Origin of the sequence: Blastopirellula sediminis, assembly GCF_020966755.1 — a bacterium.
GTDB classification, from domain to species: Bacteria; Planctomycetota; Planctomycetia; order Pirellulales; family Pirellulaceae; genus Blastopirellula; species Blastopirellula sediminis.
Window position 1 is genome coordinate 1,026,810 of record NZ_JAJKFT010000004.1, and the last position, 15,058, is coordinate 1,041,867.

Here is a 15,058-nt window from a genome sequence, read left to right on the forward strand (position 1 = left end):
CCGTTTCTTGTCTCTTCTCGCTGGCCTTTACGCCTAAGTAGGCGGTAGTCACGAAACTGCTTACGAGGAATCCCGGCCGATGAACGGTCTGCTGCAGAAAATCATGTGGGCGACTTTGCGGTTTTTTCTCCGCTTTCGCTATCGAGTCCGCGTGCATGGTTTGGAAGAGTTGCGCAGCGTCAAAGGGCCGGTCCTGGTCCTGCCGAATCATCCCGCTTACGTCGATCCGCCGACCGTGCTGAGCCATCTCCGCTTTGGGCGATCGCTCCGGCCGCTGGTCTTTACCGATACCTATCGCAGTTTGCTTTTTCACCCGTTCTGCATCGCGAGCAACGCGTTTGAAGTTCCCAACCTGAAAAGTCACAGTCGCGACGCACATCGTCAGACGACCGAGATGATCGACAAGGTGGTGGCCGGCGTTGAAGCGGGGAACGACTTTTTGATCTATCCGTCCGGACGGCTGAAGCGTCAGGGAACCGAAGTGATCGGCGGTGCGCGGATCGCCTACGAACTGCTGACCCGCTGCCCCGACTTGCAAGTCATCTTGGTCCGGACCGAAGGTTTGTGGGGGAGCCACTTTGGTTGCGCCCAGACCGGCGGCTTGCCCGATCTAGCCGGCGGCGCGAAAACCGCCTTCTGGAGCCTGGTCACGAGCTTGCTCTTCTTCGTGCCGAAGCGAGACGTTTCGATCACTGCCGTGGCGATCGATCGCGATCAACTGCCGCTCGACAGCAAAGAGTCGCTCAATCGTTATCTGGAAGCGTGGTACAACGTTCACGGCGGCGAAGAGCCGAAGTACGTGCCGTACAATCCCTGGTTTGGCCCTCGCGACTTTGACTTCGAAGCGGTGAAGCGAGAGAACGCGATCGATGCCGATGCGATCAAGCCGGCGACCAAAGAAGCGATCAACGCGATGTTGGTCGAACATCTCGGCCGCGAACTCGATCCGAGCGAACTGGCGCCGGAGACGACGCTCGACACGCTGGGGCTTGATAGTCTTGAGCGGATGGACATGGCGCTCGAGATGGAGCGGGAGTTCGGTTTCCGCAGCAACCATGTGCCGACCAACGTTGGCGAACTGTGGCTGTTGGCCGAAGGGCAGCTTTCGTCGGGAGACGACGAAGAGCTGATCGTGCCCGAGCTCTGGAGCAAACCTCCTAAGGTCAACAAAGAGGTTCCGCACGCGCTAGCCGACACACTGGCCGAAGCGTTCGTGCGACGAGCCTTGGAGCGCCCTGATTCGGCCGCCGTCGCCGATCAACTCTCGGGCGTTCTTACCTATCGCAAGTTGCTAACCGGCGCGACGCTGCTTTCCAAGCGAATCGCCAAGCTGGAAGGGCATGCGATCGGCATTATGCTCCCCGCTTCGGTCGCCGCCGACACGCTGTTTCTGGCGGTCCAGATGGCGGGCAAGTTGCCGGTGATGCTCAACTGGACGACTGGCGACGCCGGCTTGGCGCATGCGGTCGAAAAGTTGGAAGTGAAGAACGTCGTCACCTCGCAGCGGTTTCTCGATCGTTTGGGGATCGAAGTCCCCGGCGCCGACATCGTCGCCCTGGAAGAGATGCGGGAAGGAATCAGCAAGTGGGAGCAGACGACGACTTACCTGGCGACCTATATCGCGCCGAAGTCGTTCCTTCGCAGCTTGCCGAAAGTTGATCGCGACGCCCCGGCCGCGGTGCTGTTCACCTCGGGATCGGAGACGCTGCCGAAAGCGGTCCCGCTGTCGCATCGTAACCTGATCGCCGACATCGACGCCGGCGTCAAACTGATTCAATTCGATCAAAGCGACATCCTGTTCGGCTTCCTGCCGCCGTTCCATAGCTTTGGGATGACCGCCGCGTTTTTGATGCCGGTACTGACTGGGATTCGAGTCGTTCACTATCCCGATCCGACCGACGCACGGGGCTTGTCGCGAATCATTCGCGGGTACGGCGCGACGCTGATGTTCGCGACGCCTACCTTTTTGCAGTACATCTTCGGCGTCAGCACGGACGAAGACCTGAAGTCGCTGAAGACGGTGATGGTGGGCGCTGAGAAATGCCCCGACTCGCTGCATGATCGTTTTGAGGCGACCTTGCCGAGCGCGGTGCTGCTGGAAGGTTACGGCATCACCGAGTGCTCGCCGGTCGTCTCCGGCAGCAGTCCCACCGATAGCCGACGGGGGACGATCGGTAAGCCGCTGCAATGCGTCGAAATGCTGGTCGTCCATTCCGAAACGCATCAGCCGATCGATGACGGCGAGACCGGCTTGCTGTTGGTCCGCGGCGAAAGCATCTTCCATGGTTACCTGAAACATGACGGCCCGCAGCCGTTCCTCGAAGTGAGCGGCGCGTCATGGTACAACACCGGCGACCTGGTGATGAAAGATCCGGACGGCTTCTTCCACTTCCGGGGACGAATGAAGCGGTTCTTGAAGATCGGCGGCGAAATGGTTTCGCTGCCGGCGCTGGAAGAGCCGCTCGCCAAAGCGTTTCCCGCCGACGAGTCGGGACCGCAGATCGCCGTCGAAGGGATCGAGATGGAAGGGGGCCGCAAGATCGTCCTCTTCACTTGCCAGGAAATCTCGCTGCGTGACGCCAATGCGATGATTCGCGAAGCGGGGATGCAAGGGGTAATGCGACTCGACGAGGTTCGTCTGGTCGAACAGATTCCGGTCTTGGGGACCGGCAAAACCGACTATCGCACGCTGCGAAGTTGGGTCAAAGAAACGCCGTCTGGCGCCGAGCGAGAATCGGCGTAACGTCAGCGGATCAAGATAAAGACAGGGGATACTGCGCCATGATCGCATTACGCGACGTTTGCAAAACCTGGGACGGCGGAAAGTCGTTCGCGGTGAAGGATCTATCGCTCAGCATTGAGCAGGGAGAAGTCCTCGCCCTGCTCGGCGGTTCCGGCTCCGGCAAAAGCACCACGGTCAAGATGATCAACCGCCTGATCGAGCCGAGCAGCGGCGTCATCGAGATCGACGGCGAAAACGTGATCGAGCAAGACCCCGTGCAGCTCCGCCGCCGGATCGGCTACGTTTTTCAAAGCATCGGGCTCTTCCCCCACATGACGATCCTGGAGAACGTCAACATCCTGCCGAAGATGCTCGGCCAGGATCCCGCGGCCTACAAGGAAAAGGGATCGCGGCTGCTCGACATGGTCGAACTGCCGGCCGCGCAGTACGCCGATCGCTATCCGCATCAACTCTCTGGCGGACAGCGCCAGCGAGTTGGCTTCGCCCGGGCGTTGGCGGTCGATCCGAAGGTGATGCTGCTCGACGAGCCATTCGGCGCGCTCGATCCGGTGACCCGCGATAGTTTGCAAGCCGAATTCTTACGTCTGCAAGGAGAGCTGGGCTTTACTGCGGTGATCGTGACGCATGACATGGCCGAAGCGCTGCTGTTGGCTGACAAGATCGCGGTAATGAAGGATGGCAAGCTGCTCCGTTTTGGAACGCCGCGAGAATTATTGCAGGACGCCGGCGACGAGTATGTCGCGCAGCTGTTGGAAACGCCGCGTCGCCATGGACGTTTGATTCACGATCTGGAAACCACCTAAAACCAACCCGATGGAAAAACAGGGGCGGCACTGCTGGCTCGTTCAGCCGTGTAAAGCGTGTACCAACGCTCCACTGCTGGACGAGCCAGCAGCGCCACCCTGCGACGAAGGGCGAAGTAAATAATCATGTCCGAAGTTCTCGAACAACTGCAGTTCCTCCCCGATCGACTGGCGGGACACGTCTTTCTCTCCTTCACGGCGCTCTTGATCGGCGGTTTGATCAGCGTGCCGCTGGGGATCTGGTGCTCGCGCCGCAAACAGGTGGAGCGGATCTCGCTGACCACCGCCAGTTTGATTCAAACGATTCCGAGCTTGGCGCTATTGGCGGCGATGGTCTTCGCGTCGGGAGAAATTGGTTGGGGACCGGCGCTGGTCGCGTTGGTACTGTACAGCTTACTGCCGATGCTCCGAAATACGATCACCGGAATCCAGTCGGTCGATCCTGCCTGCCTGGAAGCGGCCGAAGGTTTGGGGATGGACAGCTACCAGCGGCTACGCATGGTCGAATTGCCGCTCGCGGCGCCGACGATCGTCGCCGGCGTGCGAACCGCGGCGGTCTGGGTGGTCGGCGCTGCGACGATTGCGTTTCCGGTTGGGGCGACCAGCTTGGGGGACTACATTTTCGCAGGGCTCTTCACGAACAACCCGTACGCGCTCGGCGTCGGTTGTTTCTTCTGCGCCGCGTTGGCGTTGGGGCTGGATGCGCTGTTGGGAACGCTTGAGTCGGGCGTACGCACCCGAAATCGTGCGGCGCGTATCGGTTCGGTTATCGGGATCGCGGCGCTGGCGATCAGTCCGCTGCTGGTCTCGTTCCTTCCGCTCGGCGGCGGATCGTACGAAGAGGCCGGGCCGCGACCTGTGGCGAATGCCACGGAGTTTGACGATCGCAAATACGTGATCGGCTGCAAAGGTTTCACCGAGCAATTGATCTTAGCCCAGGCTCTCTCGGACGAACTGGCCGAAGCGGGGCGCCAGGTCGAACGGAAAGAGGGAATCGGCTCGGCGATGATTTTCGAGGCGCTCAAGAACGGCAAGATCGACTGCTACGTCGACTACACCGGGACGCTGTGGGCGAATGTGCTGGAGCGGGAAGACCAGGTCTCGTCGCCGGAGATGCTGATCGACCTGGCGACCGAACTGAAAGGCAAGCATCAAGTGATTTCGCTTGGCCCGCTCGGTTTCCGCAACGATTACGTCTTTGTGATGAAGCGCGAGAAAGCGGAGGAGCTGGGGATCAAGACGCTCGACGACTTGGCGAAACATGCAAGCGAGCTGCGGGCTGTCTCGGAAGCGGAATTCTGGGAACGACCGGAGTGGGCCGCCGTGCGGAGCGCTTATCAGTTCGATTTTGATCAGAAGCGGGCGATGGACGCCGGGTTGATGTACGGCGCGGTCGCCAACGACAAGGCGGACGTCGTCGTCGCGTTCCGCACCGACGGGCGGATCGTCGCCAACGACCTGGTCGAAATCGCCGACCCGGCTCGCGCCTTGCCCCCGTATCAAGCGGTGTTGCTCGCATCGAAGCGTCTGGCCGAAGATCCGGACGCGGTGGAACAACTCCGCCGGTTCGTCAACTCGATTTCAACTGCCGAAATGCGCAACGCCAACCGTTCGGTCGATAGCGACGGAGCGTCGATCTCGGCCGCCGCGGACAAGATCAAACCAGAGGAATAAGCTCGATCGATTCGTCGCTCCCATAACGCGAGCCGATCAGAATCGTCCGCTCGTCGATTTGTGCGCCACGCACGCGGACTCGATCGCCGGGCGCCAGCGACGCTTCGTAGCCAATTTGAAACGAGACGACGTCGACGTGGTCGGTCGTCTCGTAAACGACCGGAAAGAAAAGGGATTGGCGATTGTCGGCGATCGTTAACTGGCGTTCCACCGAAGAACCGGCGATCAGCGGAAGGGACGAAGGCGTTTCATCCCAGTTGCGCACGCCGCGGACGCTGAATCGCGTGCCGCGGAAATAACCTTGATTCCATTTGCGTGCGCAGAAGTGGGCGAACATCGCATCGCTTAGATGCGGCGGACGCTGAATGAACTCCGGTGCGATCGGCTCGATCTCCGGCAATTCGAAGGCCGCTTCGGCGGACTGCAGCCAAGTGAAGCAGTTGGCCATGCCGTAGATCACCAGGTCGATATCGGAGTCTTCCGTCCCTTCGCCCCAGAGCAGCGAATCGGTCAGGCCAATTGCTTTCCGCGGCAGATTCAAGGTCTCCGCACACAGGTCGGCCAGCTCTACCGCTTTCTGCAGGAGCCCGCTTGGCTGCGAACTTCGCAATTGGGGAAGACGGTCTTCGCTACGGTAGATTTCGGCGACGTATGCGAAGGGAACGCGAATCAGCTCGTCGACGTAGTGCGGGTAATTCTCACGAAGATATTCGCTCGCTCGTTGGTAGCTGTCGAGCCATTTGACGCCGTCGACATATTTCAGTCCGCAGGTCGCCCCGTCATCGGCATGGTCATAACCGAGGACGTTAAAAACTAAGCCGTCAGTCGTGCGCAGATAATCTTTGTCGCGAAGTCGCATCACGGAAGTAGCCAATGCAGGGCAAAAAAAAGAGGGACGCCCGGTTCAGGCGTCCCTCGAGTGATCGACTTCGATCTAGGGTTTGACGCGGCGGACGCGCCGATATTTTACCTTACGAAGCGGCTTCGTTGGTCAGCGGTGCTGATGACGCCGGCTACCGAGCGGCGAACTGCGCGGTGTTGATGGCGAAGACCCAGAATTTCGACGGGGCGTTTCCTTCAAAGTCGTTGTCGATGGCGCAGACGATCGTTTGTCGTCCGTCCGGCAACTTCGGTCCGTAGGTGATTCCTTCGATCTTTTCGGGCATATTCGGACCAGCGAGCTTAAACTCAGGCGAGTTGAAATCGAGATAGGTTCGTTTCCGAACCGGCTTGATTTCGGCCGGCAACGCATCTGCCGGCAAAGCGTCGATCTGGGCGATGTCGGTCGCACCGCTCAGGTCAATCCAGTTCAAGTGACGATACTTGGCTTCTTCACCCTGTTTTCCGTCTCGCTCGAGCACGAGAAACTGCCCCGGCCCGCACTCCAGGATTTCGCTGATGCCGTAGCTGGGATCCTCCATCGGGTAGGCGAATTCGCGAATCGCGCCCGAAGCGACGTCGATTTCGATCAAGCGGCTGTAACGTCCCATGATCTTACCGCTGGGAGTGCGAACTCCATCCTGCAGCAGGCTGCTTTGCATGATGCCGTACAGCTTTTGACGATCTTGCGAGATCGCGAGTCCTTCCATGCCGCGATTGAAGACTCGGCCGCTGGAGTTCCCTTCGTTTTCCTCTTGCGGGGACGCGGACGGACGCGACACGCAAAGATGCGACGGCATCGTGAAGCGGCGCGTTTCGTGATCATCGGCGTCAAGCTCGATGACCAGCGGACCATATTCGTCGGCGAGATACTTCCGTCCATTGGCCAGGACGCGGATCCCTTCCGGGTCAAAACGGCCAGCGCATTTTTCGGTGCATTCGATCGCCGTCGACGCGCCCACGAAGGGGCGACCCTTCCCGTCGCACAGCATGTGGGTCTCTTTCAGTTCGACCTTCACGGGGACGGTCGTTCCCGGACGGACGACAATTTCGACAACTTGGTAGCGGCACCGATAATCGGTCGCGCCGTCATCCGGACCACGATCAGGCAGGGCGATGTAGCGGTTGCCGACGCCGGTATACTCCAGAGCCGAGATCCCGCCAAAGCGATTCTGCGGCTCCCCATTTTCGAGCGACTCGGCATGGCCCGATAAATCGGTCGCGGTTCCCGAGATCTGCGCTTCTCCAATGAACTCGATGACGGGAACTCCGGGGAATTCCGCGCCGGAGGTCACAACCGGGAAGAGGAGACACGCCAGGCTGATCGACAGCGGCCAGAGCGAACCAAAACCGAATTTCATAATCGGGAACTTTGCAGAAACAACGGATGGGGGAATCGGAAATCTTAGGTCAGGGAGAAGGAACCGGCCGCAGTTCTAGATGGCCCCAAGTTTGGTTATGGGGCGGCGATTGGGTGTCCCAGGAGCGTTGTCCAATTGGTCCCATCGCAGGGATGCGGTGGCCGACAGAGTTCAGGTTACGGTTCTCGTAGGAGACGTTGTATGTCCTTAAAAACTCTTGAATTCCTCCTGACATTTCGACGCGAATATCCTTGGCCGCAAATGTGAAGAATTGATGATGAGAGTATGTAGCTTGGGTGAAGTTGAGCGGTGGGAGGGTTTGCCTCCGGCAGCGGCAGGATTGCGGTGGGCCGCAACCCTTTTTACCAATTCAATTGGCGAGTTGGCGTCAGCGCAACAGAAAAGGGACGCCCTGTTGGGGGCGTCCCTTTTGTCGATTCGAGCTAAAGCTGCGTAAGCTTACAGCGACTTAATCTTGATGTTCTTCCAACGAACTTCAAACGGGCCTTGGCCTTTGCCGATGCCGTGGACCTGCAAACCGATGAAGCCGGTCGGGTGAGTCTTGTAGATTTCTTCGTCGGTCAGGTCTTCAATCGGTTCGCCGTTGATGAAGGTCTGAATACGCGGGCCCTTCGCGATGACGCGATAGTGGTTCCACTCGCCATTCTTGAAATGGTCGTGCGGCTTCAGGCGGCTTTCCGGGGTCAACCAACCGCGGCCGGTCGCTTCGCCGTAGACGTAGCCGGCTTCGCCGGTGCTCTTTTCGATTTCGACTTGCGGGCCGTTCACGCGACCGAACTTTTCGTCACCCTTGGCGGCGGCGGTCTGCGAACGAATCTGCACGCCCGAGTTCAGGCCATCGTCGCACTTGACGTCAAATTCGATTTCGAAGTCGCCGTAATCCTTGTCGGTGCAGAGGAACGAGTTCGGGCTTCCTTCGTTCGTCTTGCCGCGGATGACTCCGCCTTCTTCGACGACGTAGGTCGCGGTGCCGTTCTTTTGAGTCCAGCCGGTCAGATCTTTACCGTTAAACGGTTCAGTCCAACCTTCTGCGGCCGATAGGACGCCAGCAAAGCTCAGCGTCAGCGTGGTCAGCAGCGCCGGGATAATCATCTTACGCATTCAGAATTCTCCTGATTCACGGGGCGGGTAGACATGGGTGGGGGAGGGCGGAAGGTCGCATTATGTACCGAACCTGCCCGACTCGCAACTTGCCGCTAGAACAAGCTTTTCTGCCGTCCATTGGGATCCGGGCGGCGAAATTGGGTCGTATCGAAGCGAAATTCGCTGCGGTCGAGCTGGTGACGCTTCCGGAAAACCCGAAACGTCTGGTCAATCTGCTGGGCGATCAGCCCTTCGCCGCGCATCCGCGTACCGAACTGGCTGTCGTTCAGCTCGCCCCCGCGGACCGCCCGCAGTCGCGACTCGACCCGCTCTTTCGCTTCGGGCATTTGCTGCTCGAGCCAATGGAGGAAGATCTCCTGCACGCCGTGCGGCAAACGCAGGATGGTGTAACTTGCGCCGCTGGCGCCCGCTTCGGCCGCCGCTTCCAAGATCTTGGGAATCTCGCTGTCGTTCAGCCCGGGGATGATCGGCGCCGTCATCACATGGACCGGAACGCCGGCGTCGGTCAGTTCGCGGATCGCGCGAAGTCGCGCGGCGGGACTGCTGGTCCGCGGTTCCATCTTTCGCGTCAACGTCTGATCGAGCGACGTGACGCTGATGTTGACCTGCACCAGGTTACGGGTCGCCATGTCGGCGAGGATATCGAGATCACGCGTCACCAGCGCGTTCTTGGTGATCATGCCAAGCGGCTGATTCGCTGCGGCCGCAACTTGCAGACAGGCCCGCGTCACGCCGAACTGACGTTCGATCGGCTGGTAACAATCGGTGACGCCCGACATGACGATCAGTTGGCACTTCCAACTCGGCTGCGCGAGGAATTTGCGAAACAGCGCCGCCGCGTCGCGCTTGACCATGATCTTGGTCTCGAAGTCGAGCCCGGCGCTGAAGCCGAGAAACTCGTGATAGGGCCGCGCGTAGCAATATGAGCAACCATGCACGCAGCCCCGATACGGATTCAAGCTGAAGCGAAACGAAAGGTCGGGGCTGTTGTTCTCGGTAACGATCGATTGCGACTGATCGTCATACAGCTCCGTCGCTACTTTTCGGGGCGCGTCGTCGATCTCGGCTTCGTCGAGATGCTCCCAATCGTCGACCGTCGCCAAACGTTCAAAACGGTTGGTCGGATTAAAGTCGGCGCCGCGCCCGATTACGTCCATGGTCACTTCCCTGAAGATCGAATTACCGCCAGGGTAGTGTACGTGCGTATATATTTCAAGATGGTTTTCGTCTTAGAATCGGCGCAATTCGACCCATCTTTTCCTGACGCCTACGCGTCGGACGGTTTTGGACTAAGTTGGAAGCTGGTCTCCCTAACTGCTTTCTCTTGAGGTTGTCCCGTGCTCCGTTCGCCGCTGTTGGTTTTTTCGGCCCTGGTTTGCTTCGCGAGTTTCGCCGCTCCCTTGCTGGCCAAACCGGGAGATAAAACGCTCGTCGCTTCCGCCGTTTATCGGTTTGGGGGAACGGGATCGAACGCGACCGGCTGGGTCGTTAAGCGAGTCGATCCGAAGCATGCCGAAAAGACCGAGTATTGGCTGGTCACCGCGACGCACGTGCTGACCGCGATGCAAGGAGAGAAAGCGACGCTGACCCTGCGGAAGTTCGACGCGGAGAAAGATCTGTGGGAACGGGCTCCGCTGGAAGTGGCGATTCGCTCTGGCGAGAAAAACCTGTGGACCGAAGCGGGGGACCTCGACGTCGCCGTGATGCGACTGCCTGACGACATTGATCCGGCGGTCGACTCGATTCCGTTTGCGTGGCTTTCGCCGGCCTCGGATTGGGAATCGCTGCCGATCGAAGCAGGCCAGATGGTTCGCTGCGTCGGTTTTCCTCACGCGTCGCAATTCAACCCCAGCAAGGCGGGCTACCCGATGGTGCGACTCGGCTGCATCGCTTCGGTCACGCGAGAAAAGGAGCCAATGTTCTTGGTCGACTTCAACACGTTCGAAGGAGACAGCGGCGGACTCGTTTATCTTGAAACGGAGGCCGGCGACATCAAAGTGATCGGCCTGACCCGCGCACAGCATTTTCTCGATGAACGTTACAAGCTGGTCTACGGCGAAGGTTTGATCCGGCAGCGACTGGGCCTGTCGATCGTCGTGCCGAGCGAACGAATCCGCCAATTGATTGAATCAGCCGATCAGACCGAAGCGCCGACCGAACAAAAGACGAAGATCGAAGAAACGGTCAAATCGGCGGCGGTAGAGTAGGTACGCTTGGGTGGCACTGCTGGCTTGTCCAGCAGTGGGAACCTGGTGCTCGCTGCGCACTGCTGGACAAGCCAGCAGTGGCACACGATGCGAATCGCTCGTCTAATAGGCGAACTTCACGCCGGCCTTGCCGGTAACGCCGACGTCGGCGACGAAGATTCCGCCGGCGAGCGGTTGTTCGGCGACTTGTTCCGGCGTCAATCCTTGTCGCGCGCAGGTGATGTACAACCGATCCAGATTCTCTCCGCCGAAGCAGCAAGAGGTGACGTTAGAGCAGGGGAGCTCCACCTTCGCGAGCAGCTCGCCGCTATTCGGATTCCAGCGGCTCACGCCGCCGCCGCTCCACTGGGCGACCCAGAGCATCCCTTCGCTGTCGATCGTCATGCCGTCCGGTTTTCCCATGTCGTGCGGCAGGTCGAACGCTTTCCGGCGATTGCTGAGCGCGGCAGTGGCGACGTCGTAATCGAAGGCGTCGATCTTGCGCGTGGCGGTGTCGATGTAGTAGAAGGTCTTCTCGTCCATCGACCAGGCGAGCCCGTTCGAGTTGACGACCTTCTCGACCACACGTTGCGGCTGCAGCGATTCGTCGAAGAGGTAGAGACTCGACTCTTCGATCCGCTTGTCGGAAATGGTGCCGCCGAAGAGGCGCCCACGGGGATCGCATTTGCCGTCGTTGAAACGCGTCGTCGGAATATCGCTTTCCGGATCGACGACCGGCGTGACCACGCCGCTCTCGACGTTCAAGCGCACGATTCCCTTGCGCGTCCCCGCGATCACATCACCGGAGGTGGTTGGAATGGCGAACCCGACCTGGCAGCCGACCGACCATGATTCATTTTTTTCGCTGACCGGATCCCAGCGGTTGATGAGATAGCGTTCGATGTCGACCCACCACAACTTGCCTAAATCGGCGTCCCAGACGGGCCCTTCGGCCAAAATCGCCTTGCCGTCGAACGCACATTTTGCCTGGATGGTCTGCATCGGGTCTTCTCCTTCCGGCGACTCGCCCCTTGGGGAGCCGGTGAACTTGGCGTATTCTGGTTTCTCTTGCGAGCCCCACACTAGCCCGCAGCGCATGCGAGGGAATGGGGACGCAAGTGAATGACGAATGTCGAAGCTCGAATGACGAAGTCTTTTCCCATTCGACATTCTGGTTTCGTCATTCGTCATTTCCCACCGCGTGTGGGCCGCATGTTGAAACACTAGTGGGCGTTGTGGTTTCTGGCAACCATGGGCGCCATGCGACCTGACCCCAAGAATCAAAGCGAAACTTATGTCTGCTTACCAGCAAGAAGTCGAGATCGCCCTGCAGGCCGTGACGTCGGCTGCCGTTTTGTGTCAAAACGTTCGCCATGGCGACGATTTCGCCGCGCTGGCCAAATCGGATAAAAGTCCGGTCACGGTCGCCGATTTTGGGAGTCAGGCGATCGTTTGTCGCGCAATCCGCGAGGCCTTCCCCGACGATTTGATTATCGCCGAAGAGAACGCCGATGCGCTGCGTGCCGCGGATCAAGCTCCGCTGCTGGGTCGCGTCGTTGCCGAAGTGCAAAAGGTCTTGCCGGGCGCCGACGAGGCGCAGACCTTGGCCTGGATCGACGCCGGCGTCTCGCGCGACGCCGCGCCGCGGGTTTGGACGCTCGATCCGATCGACGGGACGAAAGGCTTTTTGCGCGGCGGACAGTACGCCGTGGCGCTGGCTCTGCTGATTGACGGTCAGGTCGAAGTTGCGGCGCTCGCTTGCCCGGCTCTCGATGATGATGGAGCGATCTTCTGGGCGGTTCGCGGGCAGGGAGCTTTTCATCGAACCGCCGATGGCGACAAAGCGATCGCCGTTACGCCGACCGTCAATTCGGCCGAAGCGGCTCTCTGCGAGTCGGTCGAATCAGGCCATAGCGACCACGACCAGTCGGCGCAAATCGCCAAGACGCTGGAGATCGCGCGTCCTAGCGTGCGGATGGATAGCCAGGCCAAATACGCGGCGGTCGCACGCGGCGACGCCGACATCTATCTGCGGCTGCCGACCATCGCCGGCTACGAAGAAAAGATCTGGGACCACGCCGCTGGTTTCCTGGTGATCAACGAAGCGGGCGGGAAGGTGACCGACATCGACGGCAAGCCGCTCGACTTCTCACTTGGTTCGACGCTGAAGAACAACCGCGGCGTGGTAGCGACGAATGGACGCTTGCACGACGTGGTGATCGCGGCGATTGCTTCGGCTTCGTAGTTGAAACTGCGTGCCACGGTTCTAGACGTCCGGCAGGTCGACTTCGATCTGCCCGTCGACGATGCGGACTGGGAACATCCGCAAGTTGTATCGTGGCGAATCTTCGTCGAGATACTTGCCGTCGCAGATCCGGAATCGCCAATGATGGATCGGGCAGGTAAGGATCCCTTCGCAGACTTCGCCGCGCGTCAGTAGCGCGCCGGCGTGCGGACAGCGGGCGTCGATCGCGAAGACTTGCCCGCCCAGTTGATAGAGCCCGACCCATTCTTCGCCGCTGACTCGAAAGAGAACCTCTTGCGAGAGGAGTTCGTCACGACGAGCGAGCGGCCGGAACATGGTTGGTTACGTCGCGCCGACGGCGGCTTCCGAAAGTTTGGCGTGGGCTTCACGCAACAGGTCGGCGGTTTCGTCCCAGCCGATGCAGGCGTCCGTAATCGAAACGCCGTAGGTCAACGCTGACGGTTCGCTGCCGAGCTTCTGGTTGCCTGGGGCGATATTGCTTTCGAGCATCATGCCGATGATTGAGCGGTTACCTTCGATCCGCTGGGCCAGCACGTCGCGCCAGACGTTCTTTTGTTGCGTGTGATCTTTGTTGCTGTTCGCGTGGCTGCAGTCGACCAGCAGGTTCGATTGCAGGTTCGCCTTTTCGAGCTGGGCGATCGCGTCTTTGATATCTTCGCGCGAGTAGTTCGGGCCGCTACGACCGCCGCGGAGGATCAGGTGACCCCACGGATTGCCGTTCGAGTGCACGACGCAAGTCGCTCCTTCGGCGTCGATACCGAGGAAACTGTGCGGACTGCCGGACGAGGTCATCGCGTCGAGGGCGATTTGCAGCGAGCCGTCGGTTCCGTTCTTATAGCCGACCGGCATCGATAGGCCGCTCGCCATCTGACGGTGGGTCGGCGATTCGGTGGTGCGAGCGCCGATCGACGCGAGCGAGATCAGGTCGGCGATATATTGCGGCGTGATCGGCTCGAGCGCTTCGCTCGCGGCGGGGAGGCCGATTTCGGCGATGTCGACCAGCAACTTTCGCGCGATGCGGAAGCCGGAGCCGACGTCGAAGGTGTCATTGAGGTGCGGGTCGTTGATCAACCCCTTCCAACCGACGGTGGTCCGCGGCTTTTCGAAGTAGACCCGCATCACGATGAAGATGCGATCTTTGACTTCTTCGGCCACTTCCTTCAGGCGTCGCGCGTAATCGATCGCCATCTTCGGATCGTGGATCGAGCAAGGGCCGACGACCGCCAGCATCCGATCATCTTCGCCTGAGAGGATGCGCTTGATTTGCTCGCGGGATTCGAAGATGAAGTCCTGCGTCTCCTCGGTCACCGGGATCTCTTGCTTGATTTCTCGCGGCGAAACGAGCTTTTCAATGCTACGGACGTTGACGTTGTCGGTCTGGTGCATGGCGAGTGGGCTATTTTTCACGGCGCGATTAACTGGACACGGTGGAAAGCAAAGGGGCAAACCTCCATTTTCGCACGGATCAGGCTAAACCTCTAGCCCAGCCGCACTTTTCGACGAAAAAAGAGGGGCGGAAAGCCGCTGTAACTTGGCCTTTTGGGGCCGGTTCTTGCGATTCTACGGATCTTGTCCCTGCTCGAACGAGATATCACGCGTCGCTCGGTGACCGCTAACTCGGCGAGCGGCCACGTTTACGTCGTTGATTTCGACTGCAGCCGGGTCAAACGGCAATCCGCTGCGACGGAGAAACGCCGTGACCGGCAGCGAAAGCTCCTTCCCCTGCGGAAGGGCATGTTTGTAGTAGTGGTAGAATGCCCCGTTGATCGAGACGCTCAGATTCGACCAGTCGCAATCATCCTGGTTATGGATCACCAGCGCCGGGGGATTGGCGTCACGGTCGATTTTCACGTCGACTGCCAGCGGTTTGCTCGAAGTGGCCGGCAGCGTGACGTATAAAATGCCGACAATCACAATCGGGAGGGTCGCCAGTCCGACGAGCAGCAGGGTCAAGCCGCGGCTGGTCAGCCGGGGCGAATCGGGTCTCGATTGAGCGACTTCGTCTGTCATTGTTTCACTTT

Annotated in this window: 13 protein-coding genes; 5 read left to right on the top strand and 8 right to left on the bottom strand. The window is 59.7% G+C overall.

What is annotated here, in order from left to right; genetic code table 11:
* Positions 1 to 79: 79 nt before the first annotated feature.
* The 3 genes from LOC68_RS07910 to LOC68_RS07920 all read left to right on the top strand — a co-directional run bounded on the left by LOC68_RS07910 (position 80) and on the right by LOC68_RS07920 (position 5,220).
* Positions 80 to 2,743, top strand: coding sequence for an AMP-binding protein (locus LOC68_RS07910; protein ID WP_230217474.1), 2,664 nt, complete (start codon positions 80 to 82; stop codon positions 2,741 to 2,743).
* Positions 2,744 to 2,781: 38 nt separating this feature from the next.
* Positions 2,782 to 3,546 (top strand): ABC transporter ATP-binding protein, encoded by a 765-nt coding sequence (locus tag LOC68_RS07915; RefSeq protein WP_230217476.1) that lies wholly within the window; start codon positions 2,782 to 2,784, stop codon positions 3,544 to 3,546.
* 126 nt (positions 3,547 to 3,672) lie between these two features.
* A complete protein-coding gene (locus LOC68_RS07920) occupies positions 3,673 to 5,220 on the top strand; it encodes an ABC transporter permease/substrate-binding protein (protein WP_230217478.1) in 1,548 nt (515 codons plus the stop codon).
* Here the strand turns inward: LOC68_RS07920 and LOC68_RS07925 are convergent.
* The 4 genes from LOC68_RS07925 to LOC68_RS07940 form a co-directional block, all read right to left on the bottom strand.
* Entirely contained in the window at positions 5,204 to 6,082 is an 879-nt protein-coding gene (locus LOC68_RS07925) for a hypothetical protein (RefSeq protein ID WP_230217480.1), read from the bottom strand. The genes LOC68_RS07920 and LOC68_RS07925 overlap by 17 nt on opposite strands.
* Positions 6,083 to 6,233: 151 nt before the next feature.
* A complete protein-coding gene (locus LOC68_RS07930; RefSeq protein WP_230217482.1) occupies positions 6,234 to 7,460 on the bottom strand; it encodes an esterase-like activity of phytase family protein in 1,227 nt (408 codons plus the stop codon).
* Positions 7,461 to 7,919: 459 nt separating this feature from the next.
* Positions 7,920 to 8,582 (bottom strand): 3-keto-disaccharide hydrolase, encoded by a 663-nt coding sequence (locus LOC68_RS07935; protein WP_230217484.1) that lies wholly within the window; start codon positions 8,580 to 8,582, stop codon positions 7,920 to 7,922.
* A 95-nt stretch (positions 8,583 to 8,677) separates the two neighbouring features.
* A complete protein-coding gene (locus tag LOC68_RS07940; protein ID WP_230217486.1) occupies positions 8,678 to 9,742 on the bottom strand; it encodes a PA0069 family radical SAM protein in 1,065 nt (354 codons plus the stop codon).
* 180 nt (positions 9,743 to 9,922) lie between these two features.
* Here LOC68_RS07940 and LOC68_RS07945 point away from each other — a divergent pair, with 180 nt between their 5' ends.
* Entirely contained in the window at positions 9,923 to 10,792 is an 870-nt protein-coding gene (locus LOC68_RS07945; RefSeq protein WP_230217488.1) for a S1 family peptidase, read from the top strand.
* A 102-nt stretch (positions 10,793 to 10,894) separates the two neighbouring features.
* On the opposite strand, the gene LOC68_RS07950 is transcribed toward LOC68_RS07945, so the two are convergent.
* The gene (locus LOC68_RS07950; RefSeq protein WP_230217490.1) at positions 10,895 to 11,773 is read right to left on the bottom strand and encodes an SMP-30/gluconolactonase/LRE family protein; all 879 of its coding nucleotides are present in this window, start codon (positions 11,771 to 11,773) and stop codon (positions 10,895 to 10,897) included.
* Positions 11,774 to 12,065: 292 nt separating this feature from the next.
* Between LOC68_RS07950 and LOC68_RS07955 the strand changes: the two genes are divergently transcribed.
* The gene (locus LOC68_RS07955; RefSeq protein ID WP_230217492.1) at positions 12,066 to 13,016 is read left to right on the top strand and encodes a 3'(2'),5'-bisphosphate nucleotidase; all 951 of its coding nucleotides are present in this window, start codon (positions 12,066 to 12,068) and stop codon (positions 13,014 to 13,016) included.
* 21 nt (positions 13,017 to 13,037) lie between these two features.
* Here LOC68_RS07955 and LOC68_RS07960 read toward each other — a convergent pair whose 3' ends face one another.
* From LOC68_RS07960 to LOC68_RS07970, 3 genes are all read right to left on the bottom strand, one after another.
* Positions 13,038 to 13,352, bottom strand: coding sequence for a Rieske (2Fe-2S) protein (locus LOC68_RS07960; RefSeq protein ID WP_230217494.1), 315 nt, complete (start codon positions 13,350 to 13,352; stop codon positions 13,038 to 13,040).
* Positions 13,353 to 13,358: 6 nt separating this feature from the next.
* Complete coding sequence (locus tag LOC68_RS07965) at positions 13,359 to 14,423, bottom strand: 3-deoxy-7-phosphoheptulonate synthase (RefSeq protein WP_230217496.1); 1,065 nt, start codon at positions 14,421 to 14,423, stop codon at positions 13,359 to 13,361.
* Between the two features lie 174 nt (positions 14,424 to 14,597).
* A complete protein-coding gene (locus LOC68_RS07970) occupies positions 14,598 to 15,047 on the bottom strand; it encodes a hypothetical protein (protein ID WP_230217498.1) in 450 nt (149 codons plus the stop codon).
* Between the last annotated feature and the right edge of the window lie 11 nt (positions 15,048 to 15,058).